The organism is Salmonella sp. SSDFZ69 (genome assembly GCF_004010755.1).
GTDB lineage: Bacteria > Pseudomonadota > Gammaproteobacteria > Enterobacterales > Enterobacteriaceae > Salmonella > Salmonella enterica.
In genome coordinates this window covers 465,235-482,632 of the sequence record NZ_CP034831.1, presented here as the reverse complement: position 1 = coordinate 482,632, position 17,398 = coordinate 465,235, and the positions used below count along the sequence as shown (strand labels likewise).

Genomic DNA, 17,398 nt, shown 5'->3' with positions numbered 1-17,398 from the left:
TAACCGTACATGGCAAACTTTTTTATTAGACGTCCTATTTTCGCCTGGGTTCTGGCCATTATCCTGATGATGGCTGGCGCACTGGCAATAATGCAACTTCCCGTTGCGCAGTATCCAACCATTGCGCCGCCAGCGGTTTCTATTTCTGCAACCTATCCTGGCGCGGATGCGCAGACGGTACAGGATACGGTTACTCAGGTTATCGAACAAAATATGAACGGTATCGATAACCTGATGTATATGTCCTCTACCAGCGACTCTGCTGGTAGCGTGACCATCACCCTGACCTTCCAGTCCGGCACCGATCCGGATATCGCGCAGGTTCAGGTGCAAAATAAATTGCAACTCGCCACGCCTTTACTGCCGCAAGAAGTCCAGCAGCAGGGGATTAGCGTTGAAAAGTCCAGCAGCAGCTTTTTGATGGTCGCCGGGTTCGTCTCGGATAATCCGAACACTACCCAGGACGACATCTCTGACTATGTCGCCTCTAACATTAAGGATTCTATCAGCCGTCTGAATGGTGTGGGCGACGTTCAGCTCTTTGGCGCACAGTACGCCATGCGTATCTGGCTGGATGCGAATCTGCTAAATAAATACCAGCTCACGCCAGTTGACGTCATCAACCAGTTAAAAGTACAGAACGACCAGATTGCGGCAGGCCAACTGGGCGGTACGCCAGCATTACCGGGCCAGCAGCTTAACGCCTCAATCATCGCCCAAACGCGTCTGAAAGATCCGGAAGAGTTCGGCAAAGTTACGTTGCGTGTCAATACCGACGGCTCTGTCGTCCATCTCAAAGATGTCGCGCGTATTGAGCTTGGCGGTGAAAACTATAACGTTGTAGCGCGCATTAACGGTAAACCGGCCTCCGGTCTCGGTATTAAACTGGCGACCGGCGCTAACGCGCTGGATACCGCAACCGCAATCAAAGCGAAACTGGCGGAACTGCAGCCTTTCTTCCCTCAGGGAATGAAGGTGGTTTATCCTTATGACACAACGCCCTTCGTAAAAATATCTATCCACGAAGTGGTAAAAACGCTGTTTGAAGCGATTATTCTGGTGTTCCTGGTAATGTATCTGTTCTTACAGAATATCCGGGCAACCCTGATTCCTACCATCGCTGTTCCTGTCGTGTTGCTAGGCACTTTTGCGGTACTCGCCGCCTTTGGCTATTCCATCAATACTCTGACGATGTTTGGTATGGTACTGGCGATAGGGCTGTTGGTTGACGATGCGATAGTGGTCGTAGAAAACGTTGAACGTGTAATGATGGAGGATAACCTTTCTCCCCGAGAGGCGACAGAAAAATCCATGTCGCAGATTCAGGGAGCGCTGGTTGGTATCGCGATGGTACTGTCTGCGGTATTTATCCCGATGGCCTTTTTTGGCGGCTCGACCGGGGCAATTTATCGCCAGTTCTCTATTACTATTGTTTCAGCAATGGCGCTATCCGTTCTGGTTGCGTTGATTCTGACGCCAGCACTGTGCGCTACGCTGCTTAAACCCGTATCTGCTGAACATCACGAGAAAAAAAGCGGCTTCTTTGGCTGGTTCAATACCAGGTTTGACCACAGCGTTAACCACTATACTAACAGCGTAAGCGGCATCGTGCGTAATACGGGTCGCTATCTCATTATCTATCTACTTATTGTAGTCGGAATGGCGGTTCTGTTTTTACGCCTCCCGACCTCCTTCCTGCCGGAAGAAGATCAGGGAGTATTCCTGACCATGATTCAGCTCCCCTCTGGCGCTACGCAAGAACGTACGCAGAAAGTGCTGGATCAAGTCACTCATTACTACCTGAATAATGAAAAAGCGAACGTCGAAAGCGTGTTTACCGTAAACGGCTTTAGCTTTAGCGGTCAGGGACAAAACTCAGGGATGGCATTTGTTAGCCTTAAACCCTGGGAAGAGCGTAACGGTGAAGAAAATAGCGTCGAAGCCGTTATCGCCAGAGCGACACGCGCCTTCAGCCAGATTCGCGACGGGTTGGTGTTCCCCTTCAACATGCCGGCAATTGTCGAGTTAGGTACCGCGACAGGTTTCGACTTTGAACTGATTGATCAGGGAGGGCTCGGTCACGATGCGTTAACGAAAGCGCGTAATCAACTCCTGGGTATGGTCGCGAAGCATCCTGATCTATTAGTGCGCGTACGCCCGAACGGGCTGGAAGACACGCCACAGTTCAAGCTGGATGTCGATCAAGAAAAAGCGCAGGCGCTCGGTGTTTCGCTGTCTGATATCAACGAAACCATCTCCGCGGCGTTGGGCGGCTATTACGTTAACGACTTTATCGATCGCGGACGAGTGAAAAAAGTATACGTTCAGGCTGACGCTCAGTTCCGTATGCTGCCGGGAGATATCAACAATCTTTATGTACGCAGCGCCAATGGCGAGATGGTGCCCTTCTCTACCTTTAGCTCAGCACGGTGGATTTATGGTTCGCCACGCCTGGAACGCTATAACGGGATGCCGTCAATGGAACTGCTCGGTGAAGCAGCGCCCGGACGAAGTACCGGTGAAGCCATGTCGTTAATGGAAAACCTGGCTTCACAGCTGCCAAACGGTATTGGCTATGACTGGACAGGTATGTCGTATCAGGAACGGTTGTCAGGTAACCAGGCGCCGGCGCTGTACGCAATCTCACTCATTGTCGTTTTCCTCTGCCTTGCCGCTCTGTATGAAAGCTGGTCAATTCCGTTCTCGGTAATGCTGGTCGTACCGCTCGGCGTGGTTGGCGCTCTGCTTGCAGCGTCATTGCGCGGTCTGAACAATGACGTTTACTTCCAGGTTGGCTTGTTAACCACTATTGGCCTTTCTGCTAAAAACGCCATCCTGATTGTCGAGTTCGCCAAAGATCTCATGGAGAAAGAAGGACGTGGATTGATTGAAGCGACGCTGGAAGCATCCCGTATGCGTTTACGTCCTATTCTAATGACCTCGCTGGCCTTTATTCTCGGGGTAATGCCGTTAGTTATCAGTCGTGGCGCAGGTAGTGGGGCACAGAACGCAGTAGGCACAGGGGTTATGGGGGGAATGTTAACCGCAACCTTATTAGCTATCTTCTTCGTGCCAGTATTCTTCGTTGTTGTAAAACGCCGATTTAATCGCCATCATGATTAACCGGTAAACAGAGGCGTCTTCGGACGCCTTTTTAAACGGTACGTCTTTATCTCCGCTATTCCTCCCTCTCCGCTTACTTTTGCATTCTCCATAGTTTTTACAATTCACATGAATTGAGATGATTCCTCATGTCGGCCATTTTTTCTGTGGTGGTAAAATAACTCTCGTTTTCGCAGCGGTTAGAGCCAGCATTTACGTTGTTGTACTTCGCGAAACGCTGATTAATGAGGTAACACCATGAAAAGACTAATTCCAGTTGCATTGCTTACCACCTTATTGGCAGGTTGTGCACATGATTCTCCCTGCGTACCGGTTTATGACGATCAAGGGCGGCTGGTTCATACCAATACATGTATGAAAGGTACAACGCAGGATAACTGGGAGACAGCAGGCGCTATTGCTGGCGGCGCTGCGGCGGTAGCAGGGTTGACGATGGGTATCATTGCGCTTTCTAAATGATTCATGCAGGCGCGGCAATGCCGCGCTTTCAGTAATAATATAAAGGTCGTAAGGATACTCAGCGACGTAATCTGTTCAGTCTATCCCCCGAAAGTTAACACGATAAAACGCTCCCTTTTCTTACTCGCCCATCCCGATGGTATTTATTCTATTCCTTGTCCGATGCAGACAAAATTGTAGCTTGATAGCATCGTAAGCCGCATTACAAACAGGCTTTATACAGTAAGACTTAGAGCGTGATCATTAGGCGTAATTATTACAGACAGTCTGGATATAAACCGGAACATACACGTAATACATGAGGATTTTGAGCACTGTCCCAGGGCCAAACTGGCAAATAAAATAGCCTAATGGGCCAGATTCTTAGTCCTCAGCGAATATCTCTATTGCTTATTAGAGGCGTAAGTAAAAGCCGTTTGTACATCTACTTCAGCACGGTTCACATTCGATGGTTCAGGCGGATATATGGCGGGAAATCACGTTTACTAAAACGGTTTTTATCCACTCTACGAAGATGTTTAAAACGCGTCGGCGTCATTACCCGATAACTTTTTCCATAGAAAGATAAATGCAAAAAGGCCCAGTCTTTCGACTGAGCCTTTTGTTTTATTTGATGTCTGGCAGTTTATGGCGGGCGTCCTGCCCGCCACCCTCCGGGCCGTTGCTGCGCAACGTTCAAATCCGCTCCCGGCGGATTTGTCCTCCTCAGGAGAGTACTCACCGACAAACAACAGACAAAACAAAAGGCCCAGTCTTTCGACTGAGCCTTTTGTTTTATTTGATGTCTGGCAGTTCCCTACTCTCGCATGGGGAGACCCCACACTACCATCGGCGCTACGGCGTTTCACTTCTGAGTTCGGCATGGGGTCAGGTGGGACCACCGCGCTACTGCCGCCAGACAAATTCTTTTTCAAATGCCGAACTTTAACCGTATTAAGTGGTGCTGATACCCAGAGTCGAACTGGGGACCTCACCCTTACCAAGGGTGCGCTCTACCAACTGAGCCATATCAGCACACTAAATTTGATGCCTGGCAGTTCCCTACTCTCGCATGGGGAGACCCCACACTACCATCGGCGCTACGGCGTTTCACTTCTGAGTTCGGCATGGGGTCAGGTGGGACCACCGCGCTAGTGCCGCCAGGCAAATTCTGTTATCAGACCGTTTTTACGTTCTGATGTAATCTGAATCTGAGCTGAAAATCATCTCTCATCCGCCAAAACATCTTCGGCGTTGTAAGGTTAAGCCTCACGGTTCATTAGTACCGGTTAGCTCAACGCATCGCTGCGCTTACACACCCGGCCTATCAACGTCGTCGTCTTCAACGTTCCTTCAGGAGACTCTAAGTCTCAGGGAGAACTCATCTCGGGGCAAGTTTCGTGCTTAGATGCTTTCAGCACTTATCTCTTCCGCATTTAGCTACCGGGCAGTGCCATTGGCATGACAACCCGAACACCAGTGATGCGTCCACTCCGGTCCTCTCGTACTAGGAGCAGCCCCCCTCAGTTCTCCAGCGCCCACGGCAGATAGGGACCGAACTGTCTCACGACGTTCTAAACCCAGCTCGCGTACCACTTTAAATGGCGAACAGCCATACCCTTGGGACCTACTTCAGCCCCAGGATGTGATGAGCCGACATCGAGGTGCCAAACACCGCCGTCGATATGAACTCTTGGGCGGTATCAGCCTGTTATCCCCGGAGTACCTTTTATCCGTTGAGCGATGGCCCTTCCATTCAGAACCACCGGATCACTATGACCTGCTTTCGCACCTGCTCGCGCCGTCACGCTCGCAGTCAAGCTGGCTTATGCCATTGCACTAACCTCCTGATGTCCGACCAGGATTAGCCAACCTTCGTGCTCCTCCGTTACTCTTTAGGAGGAGACCGCCCCAGTCAAACTACCCACCAGACACTGTCCGCAACCCGGATTACGGGTCCACGTTAGAACATCAAACATTAAAGGGTGGTATTTCAAGGTCGGCTCCACGCAGACTGGCGTCCACGCTTCAAAGCCTCCCACCTATCCTACACATCAAGGCTCAATGTTCAGTGTCAAGCTATAGTAAAGGTTCACGGGGTCTTTCCGTCTTGCCGCGGGTACACTGCATCTTCACAGCGAGTTCAATTTCACTGAGTCTCGGGTGGAGACAGCCTGGCCATCATTACGCCATTCGTGCAGGTCGGAACTTACCCGACAAGGAATTTCGCTACCTTAGGACCGTTATAGTTACGGCCGCCGTTTACCGGGGCTTCGATCAGGAGCTTCGCTTGCGCTGACCCCATCAATTAACCTTCCGGCACCGGGCAGGCGTCACACCGTATACGTCCACTTTCGTGTTTGCACAGTGCTGTGTTTTTAATAAACAGTTGCAGCCAGCTGGTATCTTCGACTGACTTCAGCTCCGTGAGTAAATCACTTCACCTACGTGTCAGCGTGCCTTCTCCCGAAGTTACGGCACCATTTTGCCTAGTTCCTTCACCCGAGTTCTCTCAAGCGCCTTGGTATTCTCTACCTGACCACCTGTGTCGGTTTGGGGTACGATTTGATGTTACCTGATGCTTAGAGGCTTTTCCTGGAAGCAGGGCATTTGTTGCTTCAGCACCGTAGTGCCTCGTCGTCACGCCTCAGTGTTAAAGTGAACCGGATTTACCTGGAACACACACCTACACGCTTAAACCGGGACAACCGTCGCCCGGCCAACATAGCCTTCTCCGTCCCCCCTTCGCAGTAACACCAAGTACGGGAATATTAACCCGTTTCCCATCGACTACGCCTTTCGGCCTCGCCTTAGGGGTCGACTCACCCTGCCCCGATTAACGTTGGACAGGAACCCTTGGTCTTCCGGCGAGCGGGCTTTTCACCCGCTTTATCGTTACTTATGTCAGCATTCGCACTTCTGATACCTCCAGCAACCCTCACAGGCCACCTTCACAGGCTTACAGAACGCTCCCCTACCCAACAACACACAGTGTCGCTGCCGCAGCTTCGGTGCATGGTTTAGCCCCGTTACATCTTCCGCGCAGGCCGACTCGACCAGTGAGCTATTACGCTTTCTTTAAATGATGGCTGCTTCTAAGCCAACATCCTGGCTGTCTGGGCCTTCCCACATCGTTTCCCACTTAACCATGACTTTGGGACCTTAGCTGGCGGTCTGGGTTGTTTCCCTCTTCACGACGGACGTTAGCACCCGCCGTGTGTCTCCCGTGATAACATTCTCCGGTATTCGCAGTTTGCATCGGGTTGGTAAGCCGGGATGGCCCCCTAGCCGAAACAGTGCTCTACCCCCGGAGATGAGTTCACGAGGCGCTACCTAAATAGCTTTCGGGGAGAACCAGCTATCTCCCGGTTTGATTGGCCTTTCACCCCCAGCCACAGGTCATCCGCTAATTTTTCAACATTAGTCGGTTCGGTCCTCCAGTTAGTGTTACCCAACCTTCAACCTGCCCATGGCTAGATCACCGGGTTTCGGGTCTATACCCTGCAACTTAACGCCCAATTAAGACTCGGTTTCCCTACGGCTCCCCTATTCGGTTAACCTTGCTACAGAATATAAGTCGCTGACCCATTATACAAAAGGTACGCAGTCACACCCCAAAGGGTGCTCCCACTGCTTGTACGTACACGGTTTCAGGTTCTTTTTCACTCCCCTCGCCGGGGTTCTTTTCGCCTTTCCCTCACGGTACTGGTTCACTATCGGTCAGTCAGGAGTATTTAGCCTTGGAGGATGGTCCCCCCATATTCAGACAGGATACCACGTGTCCCGCCCTACTCATCGAGCTCACAGCACATGCGCTTTTGTGTACGGGGCTGTCACCCTGTATCGCGCGCCTTTCCAGACGCTTCCACTAACACACATGCTGATTCAGGCTCTGGGCTACTCCCCGTTCGCTCGCCGCTACTGGGGGAATCTCGGTTGATTTCTTTTCCTCGGGGTACTTAGATGTTTCAGTTCCCCCGGTTCGCCTCATTAACCTATGGATTCAGTTAATGATAGTGTGACGAGTCACACTGGGTTTCCCCATTCGGGTATCGCCGGTTATAACGGTTCATATCACCTTACCGGCGCTTATCGCAGATTAGCACGCCCTTCATCGCCTCTGACTGCCAGGGCATCCACCGTGTACGCTTAGTCGCTTAACCTCACAACCCGAAGATGTTTCACTTCTGATTGCGAAAATTTGAGAGACTCACGAACAACTTTCGTTGTTCTGTGTTTCAATTTTCAGCTTGATCCAGATTTTTAAAGAGCAAATATCTCAAACGTGACTCGTAAGTCAGTTTTGAGATATTAAGGCAGGTGACTTTCACTCACAAACCAGCAAGTGGCGTCCCCTGGAGGTTTGACCTCATCAGTTTGAACGCTGGCGTCCCCTAGGGGATTCGAACCCCTGTTACCGCCGTGAAAGGGCGGTGTCCTGGGCCTCTAGACGAAGGGGACGTATCAGTCTGCTTCGCAAGACGCCTTGCTATTCACTTTTCATCAGACAATCTGTGTGAGCACTGCAAAGTACGCTTCTTTCAGGTAAGGAGGTGATCCAACCGCAGGTTCCCCTACGGTTACCTTGTTACGACTTCACCCCAGTCATGAATCACAAAGTGGTAAGCGCCCTCCCGAAGGTTAAGCTACCTACTTCTTTTGCAACCCACTCCCATGGTGTGACGGGCGGTGTGTACAAGGCCCGGGAACGTATTCACCGTGGCATTCTGATCCACGATTACTAGCGATTCCGACTTCATGGAGTCGAGTTGCAGACTCCAATCCGGACTACGACGCACTTTATGAGGTCCGCTTGCTCTCGCGAGGTCGCTTCTCTTTGTATGCGCCATTGTAGCACGTGTGTAGCCCTGGTCGTAAGGGCCATGATGACTTGACGTCATCCCCACCTTCCTCCAGTTTATCACTGGCAGTCTCCTTTGAGTTCCCGGCCTAACCGCTGGCAACAAAGGATAAGGGTTGCGCTCGTTGCGGGACTTAACCCAACATTTCACAACACGAGCTGACGACAGCCATGCAGCACCTGTCTCACGGTTCCCGAAGGCACATTCTCATCTCTGAAAACTTCCGTGGATGTCAAGACCAGGTAAGGTTCTTCGCGTTGCATCGAATTAAACCACATGCTCCACCGCTTGTGCGGGCCCCCGTCAATTCATTTGAGTTTTAACCTTGCGGCCGTACTCCCCAGGCGGTCTACTTAACGCGTTAGCTCCGGAAGCCACGCCTCAAGGGCACAACCTCCAAGTAGACATCGTTTACGGCGTGGACTACCAGGGTATCTAATCCTGTTTGCTCCCCACGCTTTCGCACCTGAGCGTCAGTCTTTGTCCAGGGGGCCGCCTTCGCCACCGGTATTCCTCCAGATCTCTACGCATTTCACCGCTACACCTGGAATTCTACCCCCCTCTACAAGACTCAAGCCTGCCAGTTTCGAATGCAGTTCCCAGGTTGAGCCCGGGGATTTCACATCCGACTTGACAGACCGCCTGCGTGCGCTTTACGCCCAGTAATTCCGATTAACGCTTGCACCCTCCGTATTACCGCGGCTGCTGGCACGGAGTTAGCCGGTGCTTCTTCTGCGGGTAACGTCAATTGCTGCGGTTATTAACCGCAACACCTTCCTCCCCGCTGAAAGTACTTTACAACCCGAAGGCCTTCTTCATACACGCGGCATGGCTGCATCAGGCTTGCGCCCATTGTGCAATATTCCCCACTGCTGCCTCCCGTAGGAGTCTGGACCGTGTCTCAGTTCCAGTGTGGCTGGTCATCCTCTCAGACCAGCTAGGGATCGTCGCCTTGGTGAGCCGTTACCTCACCAACTAGCTAATCCCATCTGGGCACATCTGATGGCAAGAGGCCCGAAGGTCCCCCTCTTTGGTCTTGCGACGTTATGCGGTATTAGCCACCGTTTCCAGTAGTTATCCCCCTCCATCAGGCAGTTTCCCAGACATTACTCACCCGTCCGCCACTCGTCAGCAAAGCAGCAAGCTGCTTCCTGTTACCGTTCGACTTGCATGTGTTAGGCCTGCCGCCAGCGTTCAATCTGAGCCATGATCAAACTCTTCAATTTAAAAGTTTGATGCTCAAAGAATTAAACTTCGTAATGAATTACGTGTTCACTCTTGAGACTTGGTATTCATTTTTCGTCCGAGGACGTTAAGAATCCGTATCTTCGAGTGCCCACACAGATTGTCTGATAAATTGTTAAAGAGCAGTGCAACGCGGCTTTCGCTCACCGTTGCGAGGTGGCGTATATTACGCTTTCCTCTTTCAGAGTCAACCCTGAATTTCAGGATTTTTCTCTTCAACCGACCGGCTGTTTGTGTGAAGTGATTCACATCCGCCGTGTCGATGGAGGCGCATTATAGGGATCCCATTTTTTTGCACAAGCGTTTTTTGGATCTTTTTTTCTGTTTGTTGATTTTTCATCCCTTTCGCTCCATTCCTGCGCAAAGTGGCGATTTTTTGATGCTATCTCCCCTTGCACAACGCCGTTAAAGCAACCAAAGTCTTCATGACTATTCATTTATGATGAGGTAGACATGTCTGACACATTACGTCCTTATAAGGATCTTTTTCCTGAAATCGGTCAGCGCGTGATGATCGATACCAGCAGCGTGGTTATTGGCGATGTCCGTCTGGCGGATGATGTCGGGATCTGGCCGCTTGTGGTGATTCGCGGCGATGTGAATTACGTTGCGATAGGGGCTCGTACGAACATTCAGGATGGCAGCGTTCTTCACGTAACCCACAAGTCTCCATCCAATCCACACGGCAACCCATTAATCATTGGCGAAGATGTTACCGTTGGCCATAAAGTTATGCTGCACGGCTGTACCATCGGTAACCGCGTACTGGTCGGTATGGGCTCCATTGTGCTGGATGGCGCGATAATAGAAGATGACGTAATGATTGGTGCGGGAAGCCTGGTGCCGCAGCACAAACGGCTGGAAAGCGGCTATTTATATCTTGGCAGTCCGGTAAAACGGATCCGCCCCCTGAGCGATGCTGAGAGATCGGGCCTGCAGTACTCCGCCAATAACTATGTAAAATGGAAAGACGACTATCTTTCTCAGGATAACCATATCCAACCGTGATCGTCTTCCTGCTGGGCCAGGATTAATGCTTCAGCCTCTTCTTCCAGGTCCCAGCGATACTCACGAAAAATGGTCAGCCATTGCTCCGCTGTTTCTCCACCAAAGCGATACGCCAGTACATCTTTTTTTATTGCACACGTGAGTTGCATCCCATTAACCAGGGCGGGAAAGATGACAGCGCTGGCGGCAGTATCCCATTCTTCGCGGTCAGGGAATTGTATGGACTGGTTCACGCTAATAATTCCTGCTGTAACAGCTTAATCACTGGCTCGACCTGCGGTAATACACCGTGCCAAAGCAAAACGGCATGTGCAGCCTGCCCCACCAGCATTCCCAGCCCATCTGCGTAGCGTTTTGCGCCCTGTTGTACACACCAGGAGAGAAATGGCGTATTCCCTTTTTGATAGAACATGTCATAGCAACAGAGGGAAGGGTGAATAAGTGACGCTGGTATCGCCGGGATTTCGCCCCGTATGCCGCTGGAGGTCGCATTAATAATTAGGTCAAACTCACAACCATCCAGCTTGTCCATATCCGTGGCATGAACGCTGCCGGTATGAGCAAAGATTTTCGCCAACGCTTCGGCACGTGAAGCTGTACGGTTGGTGATAGTGACCGCGCAATCCAAAGAAAGCAGAGGTAACAGCACGCCCCGGGATGCGCCGCCCGCGCCAATCAGCAAAATACGCCATCCTGGGCGGATAAAATTTAAACGTTTGAGATCGCTTAATAAACCGATACCGTCAGTATTGTCGCCAAGCAAACGACCATCTTCCAGCCGTTTTAATGTGTTGACGGCTCCCGCCAGCGATGCTCGTTCCGTTAACTCATCCGATCGCGCAAACGCCTCCTCTTTAAAAGGTACTGTGATGTTTGCGCCTTTTCCCCCTGCCGCGAAAAAGGCATCAAGCGTATTAATGAAATTATTAATAGGGGCCAGCACGCGACCATAGGGGTGAACAATATCTAGCTGCTGAGCAAATTGCTGATGAATAAATGGCGATTTGCTGTGCGCAATCGGATTTCCAAAAACAGCATAGGTTTCCATCATATTACCCCTGTCGAAACAGTTCGCCCGTCAGAGCATCGCGAATTTCTGAAGGATTTAAACGCCCACCCGTTGCGCCTTCAACCACCGGAAAATCATCACCAAATTGCGCACGCACCTCTTCAACGGTACGGCATGGCGGTAATCCGCTCAGATTGGCGCTGGTGGAAACCAGCGGTTTGCCATACGCATTGCATAGCGCGACCACCAGCGGGTGATTGGTAACACGAACGGCCAGGGAATCAAAACGTCCCGTGAGCCACCGCGGCGTTGTCGCGGGCGCAGGAAAAACAAACGTTACCGGCCCGGGCCAGCAATCAAATACCGCTTTACGCTGTGCGGCGGTAAGTATGCTGTCATCAATATAAGGTTTTAACTGCTCAAAGCTGGCGGCAATCAAAATGAGTCCCTTATCGACGGGCCGTTGTTTTAACGCCAGCAGGCGCGTAACGGCTGTTTCACTATCGGGATCGCAGCCGACGCCGAAAACGGCTTCTGTTGGATAAGCGATGACATTTTCTTTATTCAGGAGATCTACCGCTGCGGCGATAGATCCTGTTGGCAGGTTATTATTCACTTGTTTATTCCACCGGAACCGGCTTTCCACATTGTTTACTGGCGCAAAAGCGCTTCACGCCCTGCGCGGTTTTCTTTTCGATGAGTAGCGGATAATGGCACTCGGGGCATTCCCCCGCAACTGGTGTGAAGTTAATGACGAACTGACATTCCGGGTAGCGATCGCAGGAATGAAAGATTTTTCCGTAACGAGAACGGCGCTGGACCAAATGTCCTTGCTGGCAGGCTGGACAGGCAATCGCCGTTTCATCCGGTTTATCAATAACCACTGTATGTTCACATTGCGGATACTGACTGCATCCGATGAACATGCCAAAGCGCCCCTGACGCAGCACCAGCACGGCGCCACACTCAGGGCACGGTTGCCCCTCCAGAATTTTAACGATATGTCCGTCCGCCTGACTTTTCAGCGGACGAACGTAATCGCATTCCGGATAGCGAGAACAGCCGAGAAACGGACCATGTTTCCCGGAGCGAATTACCAGTTCGGCCCCGCACTGCGGGCAGGGCTCATTTTTACGCACCGAAAACAGTGCTGATTTAGCCATATTCACTCATGCAGCATTAACACCTATCAATGCAGCATACCTTCATTTACCTCAAAGAGTAATTCTTCCATTTGCTGATAGGTGTTTTCACAGCCCGGAATGTTGAATAACACCATCAAAATAACCCATTTCAAGTCTTCCAGGTCAAACTCTGCGGTATCCAGCGCCAGCACACGCTCAATCACCATTTCTCGTGTTTCGAGGTTTAGCACCTGAATCTGCTCAAGGAATAACAGGAACCCCCGGCAACTGGCATCAAGCCTTTCACACTCTTCAACCGTATAAATGCGCATTGAAAGAGGGTCGGAAGCAAGTTGCATGGGTTCCGCGAGGCCATCCTGATAGTCAGCGAGTTTTTCCAGCCACAGCAGCGCATTGTAGATGTCTTCGCGATCAAACCCAGCGTCGGTGAGATCACGCTCCAGTCTGTCCTGATCCACGCGCAGCTCGGCTTCGTTATGGATGTATGTTTCAAACAAATACATTAGTACGTCGAACATGGCTTGCCCTCCTTAATCGGACATAGCCGCCGGGTACAGCTGCGATCCATCCTGCTAACTCCAGTTCGAGTAGCTGAGCCACTACCGCTGGCACAGGTTGGCCGGCACGTTCAGCGACGACGTCAACAGGTGTTACCTCATCTCCTACGTTAGCCAGGAGCTCAGGAAATGGCAATGCCGCCTCATCCTGATTTAGTGAATAAAGTGAATTTTCCGCCGTAGTTGGCAACCAGTGTAAGCCGTATTGCAAATTTTCCAGAATATCCTCCGGCGTCGTCACAAGCGTGGCCCCTTGTTTAATTAACCAGTGCGTGCCTTCGCTTCCCGGACTACCGATAGGACCTGGTAATGCAAAAACGTCCCGCCCCTGTTCAAGCGCGCAGCGCGCCGTCACCAACGAACCGCTGCGCAACGCCGCCTCAATCACCAGCACGCCTTTGCTCAGTCCGCTGATGATACGGTTTCTGCGAGGAAAATTTTGCGGTAGCGGAGGCGTTGAAAGCGGAAATTCTGAGACCACTGCGCCGCCGGCGGCAATCAAGTTTTCAGCCAGCATGGCATGTCGGCGAGGATAAATCTTTGCCAAGCCATTCCCTAACACCGCTACACTTTTTCCCCCCATACTCACCGCGGCGTTGTGTGCTACGCCATCAATTCCCCGGGCAAGGCCGCTGGTGATCGTCAAACCGCTTTTCGCAAGGCTTTCGCAAAGCAGACGTCCCCAGCGTTCTCCATACCAGGAGTGGCTCCGGCTCCCTACGACGGCAAGTTGGCAGGTATGCAGACAGGCAGGATCGCCGTCAATAAAAATAGCGCCAGGATAATCGTCAATAGCACGCAGTTGGGGAGGATAAATCTCACTATCCGCACACAGAAAATGGTGCTGCGGTAGTTCAAGCCAGCGTAATGTCTCATCAAGCACACCTGCTGGAAGCTGTAAAAAACGTTCAGCTTGCCGCGCGGTAAGACCAGCCTCCTGAAGGTGCGTGCGATTTATCTGAGGCTGGCGAATAAGCGAGTTCGCCATGTTCAACATCGCCTCGCCATAAAGGTCGCCGACGTACATTAAACGTAACCAAATTTCGGTACGGGCCATCCTTTCCCTCCCCTGCCACAAGCAGTCTGAACAATCTTTGCGATTGGTCACTGATGCTGTCAATCAGGTGGGGATTTGTCTAGAATAGAGGTAATACTCCTGAACACAACTCTGGATAATTATGTCAGTTTTGCAAGTGTTACATATTCCGGACGAGCGCCTTCGCAAAGTCGCAAAGCCGGTTGAAGAAGTGAATGCAGAAATTCAGCGTATCGTCGATGATATGTTCGAAACGATGTACGCGGAAGAAGGTATCGGTCTGGCCGCAACGCAGGTCGATATCCACCAGCGGATCATCGTGATTGACGTTTCGGAAAACCGCGACGAGCGCCTGGTACTCATTAACCCGGAATTGCTGGAGAAAAGTGGCGAAACGGGTATAGAAGAAGGCTGTCTGTCGATTCCGGAACAGCGCGCTTTAGTGCCGCGCGCCGAGAAAGTGAAAATCCGCGCGCTGGATCGCGACGGCAACCCGTTTGAGCTTGAAGCGGATGGTTTGCTGGCAATCTGCATTCAGCATGAGATGGATCACCTGGTCGGTAAACTGTTTATCGATTATTTGTCGCCGCTGAAGCAACAACGTATTCGTCAGAAAGTAGAAAAACTCGACCGCCTGAACGCCCGGGCTTAAAGGACAAGAACCAACGTGTCAGATTCACTACGTATTATTTTTGCGGGTACACCTGACTTTGCAGCGCGTCATCTCGACGCGCTGTTAACTTCTGGACATAACGTTGTCGGCGTATTTACCCAACCCGATCGTCCAGCAGGTCGCGGCAAAAAGTTGATGCCCAGCCCGGTAAAAGTGTTGGCGGAAGAAAAAGGCTTGCCCGTTTTCCAGCCCGTGTCGCTTCGTCCTCAGGAAAACCAGCAACTGGTTGCTGACTTACATGCCGACGTCATGGTTGTCGTAGCATATGGTCTGATTCTCCCAAAGGCAGTGCTGGATATGCCCCGTCTCGGATGTATCAACGTTCACGGTTCGCTGCTTCCACGCTGGCGCGGCGCGGCGCCTATTCAGCGCTCACTTTGGGCAGGCGATGCGGAAACCGGCGTCACAATTATGCAGATGGATGTAGGGCTGGATACCGGCGACATGCTGTATAAACTTGCGTGCCCGATTACCGCAGAAGATACCAGTGGCTCACTGTATAATAAGTTGGCTGAACTTGGCCCGCAGGGGTTAATTACCACACTAAAACAACTGGCGGACGGCACAGCGACGCCTGAAGCGCAGAATGAAGCGCTGGTCACTCATGCGGAAAAGCTCAGTAAAGAAGAAGCGCGTATCGACTGGTCTCTCTCCGCAGCACAGCTGGAGCGTTGCATTCGCGCCTTTAATCCGTGGCCAATGAGCTGGCTGGAAATCGACGGCCAGCCGGTAAAAGTCTGGCAGGCGTCCGTCATTGGGGACGCCACGCAGTCGCTGCCGGGAACCATTCTGGCCGCGACGAAACAGGGCATTCAGGTTGCAACAGGCAAGGGGATATTAAATTTGCTTTCGCTTCAGCCTGCCGGCAAAAAAGCGATGAGCGCCCAGGATCTGTTAAATTCACGCAAGGAATGGTTTATTCCTGGTAACCGTCTTGCCTGACGGTCACGTCTTTATACGCCCGGTGTTACCGGGCATTTTTATTTTATACATATGAAAAAACAAAACAATTTACGTAGTCTGGCAGCACAGGCCGTTGAACAGGTCGTCGAACAGGGACAATCATTAAGTAATGTGCTCCCGCCGCTGCAACAAAAAGTCGCCGATAAAGACAAAGCGCTACTTCAGGAGCTGTGCTTTGGCGTCCTGCGCACCCTTTCACAGCTGGAATGGCTGATCAATAAGCTGATGTCTCGTCCAATGACCGGCAAGCAGCGTACAGTGCATTACTTAATTATGGTCGGCTTTTATCAGTTGCTGTACACCCGCGTTCCTCCCCATGCGGCGCTGGCTGAAACCGTTGAAGGCGCGGTCTCCATCAAACGTCCGCAGTTGAAAGGGTTAATTAACGGCGTCCTGCGCCAGTTCCAGCGCCAGCAGGAAACGTTGCTTAATGAGTTTGCGACCAGCGATGCGCGCTTTTTACATCCAGGTTGGCTGGTAAAGCGTTTGCAAAATGCTTACCCCACACAGTGGCAACGCATTATTGAAGCGAATAACCAGCGTCCACCGATGTGGCTACGTGTAAATCGTACACACCACACCCGCGACGGTTGGCTTGGCTTACTTGAAGACGCAGGCATGAAGGGATATCCCCATCCCGATTATCCCGACGCTGTACGTCTGGAAACGCCAGCTCCGGTACATGCTTTACCCGGTTTTGCTGAGGGTTGGGTAACTGTCCAGGATGCCTCTGCGCAGGGATGTGCGGTTTTTCTCGCTCCTCAGAACGGTGAGCACATTTTAGACTTGTGCGCCGCGCCCGGCGGTAAAACCACGCATATTCTCGAAGTGGCCCCCGAAGCAGACGTGTTGGCGGTTGATATTGATGAACAACGACTCTCCCGCGTTTACGACAACCTAAAGCGTCTTGGGATGAAAGCGACAGTTAAACAAGGGGATGGACGTTATCCCTCCCAATGGTGCGGCGAGCAGCAGTTTGACCGTATTCTGCTGGATGCGCCCTGCTCCGCAACCGGCGTCATTCGCCGTCATCCAGATATCAAATGGCTGCGTCGCGATCGCGATATCGCGGAACTGGCGCAATTACAGGCGGAAATTCTTGATGCCGTCTGGCCGCGCCTGAAGCCCGGCGGGACGCTGGTTTACGCCACCTGTTCCGTACTGCCGGAAGAAAACCGCGATCAGATCAAAACCTTTTTACAACGCACTCCCGATGCCGCGCTCAGCGAAACGGGAACACCTGATCAGCCAGGACAACAGAATCTGCCGGGCGGCGAAGAAGGTGATGGGTTCTTTTACGCTAAGCTAATCAAGAAGTGATGAGATAACGGGCCACGAC

13 protein-coding genes, 2 tRNA genes and 4 rRNA genes are annotated in these 17,398 nt (G+C 51.7%); 6 read left to right on the top strand and 13 right to left on the bottom strand.

Going from position 1 to position 17,398, the window contains the following annotated elements; translation table 11 throughout:
- The first annotated feature begins 9 nt into the window (after nucleotides 1-9).
- Both EOS98_RS02325 and EOS98_RS02320 read left to right on the top strand, forming a co-directional pair.
- Nucleotides 10-3,123: an efflux RND transporter permease subunit gene (locus tag EOS98_RS02325; protein ID WP_001273283.1), complete on the top strand. Its 3,114-nt coding sequence runs from the start codon at nucleotides 10-12 to the stop codon at nucleotides 3,121-3,123.
- Nucleotides 3,124-3,360: 237 nt separating this feature from the next.
- Complete coding sequence (locus tag EOS98_RS02320) at nucleotides 3,361-3,582, top strand: membrane protein (protein WP_000825645.1); 222 nt, start codon at nucleotides 3,361-3,363, stop codon at nucleotides 3,580-3,582.
- A gap of 783 nt (nucleotides 3,583-4,365) precedes the next feature.
- Here the strand turns inward: EOS98_RS02320 and rrf (EOS98_RS02310) are convergent.
- The 7 genes from rrf (EOS98_RS02310) to EOS98_RS24580 form a co-directional block, all read right to left on the bottom strand.
- Nucleotides 4,366-4,481 (bottom strand): 5S ribosomal RNA (rrf, locus tag EOS98_RS02310).
- A 39-nt stretch (nucleotides 4,482-4,520) separates the two neighbouring features.
- Nucleotides 4,521-4,596 (bottom strand) — tRNA-Thr (locus EOS98_RS02305).
- 14 nt (nucleotides 4,597-4,610) lie between these two features.
- Nucleotides 4,611-4,726, bottom strand: a 5S ribosomal RNA gene (gene rrf, locus EOS98_RS02300).
- A 93-nt stretch (nucleotides 4,727-4,819) separates the two neighbouring features.
- A 23S ribosomal RNA gene (locus EOS98_RS02295) occupies nucleotides 4,820-7,724 on the bottom strand.
- Nucleotides 7,725-7,946: 222 nt separating this feature from the next.
- Nucleotides 7,947-8,022, bottom strand: a tRNA-Glu gene (locus tag EOS98_RS02290).
- A gap of 85 nt (nucleotides 8,023-8,107) precedes the next feature.
- Nucleotides 8,108-9,649: ribosomal RNA gene (locus EOS98_RS02285) — 16S ribosomal RNA — on the bottom strand.
- The 16S, 23S and 5S rRNA genes sit together here with 2 tRNA genes alongside, the layout of an rRNA operon.
- A gap of 206 nt (nucleotides 9,650-9,855) precedes the next feature.
- The gene (locus EOS98_RS24580) at nucleotides 9,856-10,008 is read right to left on the bottom strand and encodes a hypothetical protein (protein WP_000795911.1); all 153 of its coding nucleotides are present in this window, start codon (nucleotides 10,006-10,008) and stop codon (nucleotides 9,856-9,858) included.
- Nucleotides 10,009-10,121: 113 nt separating this feature from the next.
- Here EOS98_RS24580 and EOS98_RS02280 point away from each other — a divergent pair, with 113 nt between their 5' ends.
- On the top strand, nucleotides 10,122-10,676 hold the full coding sequence (locus EOS98_RS02280) for a gamma carbonic anhydrase family protein (protein ID WP_126523799.1): 555 nt from the start codon (nucleotides 10,122-10,124) through the stop codon (nucleotides 10,674-10,676).
- Here EOS98_RS02280 and EOS98_RS02275 read toward each other — a convergent pair.
- Genes EOS98_RS02275 through dprA form a run of 6 tightly spaced genes read right to left on the bottom strand, consistent with a single transcriptional unit; the run spans nucleotide 10,652 to nucleotide 14,444 of the window.
- Nucleotides 10,652-10,909 carry a DUF1488 domain-containing protein gene (locus EOS98_RS02275; RefSeq protein ID WP_001076449.1) on the bottom strand — a complete coding sequence of 86 codons (258 nt, stop codon included), beginning with the start codon at nucleotides 10,907-10,909 and terminating at the stop codon, nucleotides 10,652-10,654. The two genes, EOS98_RS02280 and EOS98_RS02275, sit on opposite strands and share 25 nt — an antisense overlap.
- Nucleotides 10,906-11,724, bottom strand: coding sequence for a shikimate dehydrogenase (aroE, locus tag EOS98_RS02270; protein WP_000451206.1), 819 nt, complete (start codon nucleotides 11,722-11,724; stop codon nucleotides 10,906-10,908). The genes EOS98_RS02275 and aroE overlap by 4 nt, the downstream gene beginning before the upstream one ends.
- 4 nt (nucleotides 11,725-11,728) lie before the next feature.
- Nucleotides 11,729-12,301: an L-threonylcarbamoyladenylate synthase type 1 TsaC gene (tsaC, locus tag EOS98_RS02265; RefSeq protein WP_001063613.1), complete on the bottom strand. Its 573-nt coding sequence runs from the start codon at nucleotides 12,299-12,301 to the stop codon at nucleotides 11,729-11,731.
- Between the two features lie 4 nt (nucleotides 12,302-12,305).
- Nucleotides 12,306-12,848, bottom strand: coding sequence for a type I DNA topoisomerase (locus EOS98_RS02260; RefSeq protein WP_001129712.1), 543 nt, complete (start codon nucleotides 12,846-12,848; stop codon nucleotides 12,306-12,308).
- Between the two features lie 26 nt (nucleotides 12,849-12,874).
- Nucleotides 12,875-13,348, bottom strand: coding sequence for a DUF494 family protein Smg (smg, locus tag EOS98_RS02255; protein WP_127821135.1), 474 nt, complete (start codon nucleotides 13,346-13,348; stop codon nucleotides 12,875-12,877).
- Nucleotides 13,320-14,444 (bottom strand): DNA-protecting protein DprA, encoded by a 1,125-nt coding sequence (gene dprA / locus EOS98_RS02250; RefSeq protein ID WP_000124527.1) that lies wholly within the window; start codon nucleotides 14,442-14,444, stop codon nucleotides 13,320-13,322. The genes smg and dprA overlap by 29 nt, the downstream gene beginning before the upstream one ends.
- 121 nt (nucleotides 14,445-14,565) lie before the next feature.
- On the opposite strand from dprA, the gene def reads away from it, so the two are divergent.
- The 3 genes from def to rsmB are packed head-to-tail and all read left to right on the top strand — an operon-like array spanning nucleotide 14,566 to nucleotide 17,379.
- The gene (def, locus tag EOS98_RS02245) at nucleotides 14,566-15,075 is read left to right on the top strand and encodes a peptide deformylase (RefSeq protein ID WP_000114987.1); all 510 of its coding nucleotides are present in this window, start codon (nucleotides 14,566-14,568) and stop codon (nucleotides 15,073-15,075) included.
- 15 nt (nucleotides 15,076-15,090) lie between these two features.
- On the top strand, nucleotides 15,091-16,038 hold the full coding sequence (gene fmt / locus EOS98_RS02240) for a methionyl-tRNA formyltransferase (RefSeq protein ID WP_126523798.1): 948 nt from the start codon (nucleotides 15,091-15,093) through the stop codon (nucleotides 16,036-16,038).
- Nucleotides 16,039-16,089: 51 nt separating this feature from the next.
- Nucleotides 16,090-17,379, top strand: a complete 1,290-nt coding sequence (gene rsmB / locus EOS98_RS02235) for a 16S rRNA (cytosine(967)-C(5))-methyltransferase RsmB (protein ID WP_126523797.1) — start codon at nucleotides 16,090-16,092, stop codon at nucleotides 17,377-17,379.
- Nucleotides 17,380-17,398: the final 19 nt, after the last annotated feature.

Bases quoted from the DNA above. Each gene is read 5' to 3' on its own strand.
- EOS98_RS02325 (WP_001273283.1), top strand. From the start codon at position 10: ATGGCAAACTTTTTTATTAGACGTCCTATTTTCGCCTGGGTTCTGGCC.
- EOS98_RS02320 (WP_000825645.1), top strand. From the start codon at position 3,361: ATGAAAAGACTAATTCCAGTTGCATTGCTTACCACCTTATTGGCAGGT.
- EOS98_RS24580 (WP_000795911.1), bottom strand. From the start codon at position 10,008: ATGAAAAATCAACAAACAGAAAAAAAGATCCAAAAAACGCTTGTGCAA.
- EOS98_RS02280 (WP_126523799.1), top strand. From the start codon at position 10,122: ATGTCTGACACATTACGTCCTTATAAGGATCTTTTTCCTGAAATCGGT.
- aroE (WP_000451206.1), bottom strand. From the start codon at position 11,724: ATGGAAACCTATGCTGTTTTTGGAAATCCGATTGCGCACAGCAAATCG.
- EOS98_RS02260 (WP_001129712.1), bottom strand. From the start codon at position 12,848: ATGGCTAAATCAGCACTGTTTTCGGTGCGTAAAAATGAGCCCTGCCCG.
- smg (WP_127821135.1), bottom strand. From the start codon at position 13,348: ATGTTCGACGTACTAATGTATTTGTTTGAAACATACATCCATAACGAA.
- dprA (WP_000124527.1), bottom strand. From the start codon at position 14,444: ATGGCCCGTACCGAAATTTGGTTACGTTTAATGTACGTCGGCGACCTT.
- def (WP_000114987.1), top strand. From the start codon at position 14,566: ATGTCAGTTTTGCAAGTGTTACATATTCCGGACGAGCGCCTTCGCAAA.
- rsmB (WP_126523797.1), top strand. From the start codon at position 16,090: ATGAAAAAACAAAACAATTTACGTAGTCTGGCAGCACAGGCCGTTGAA.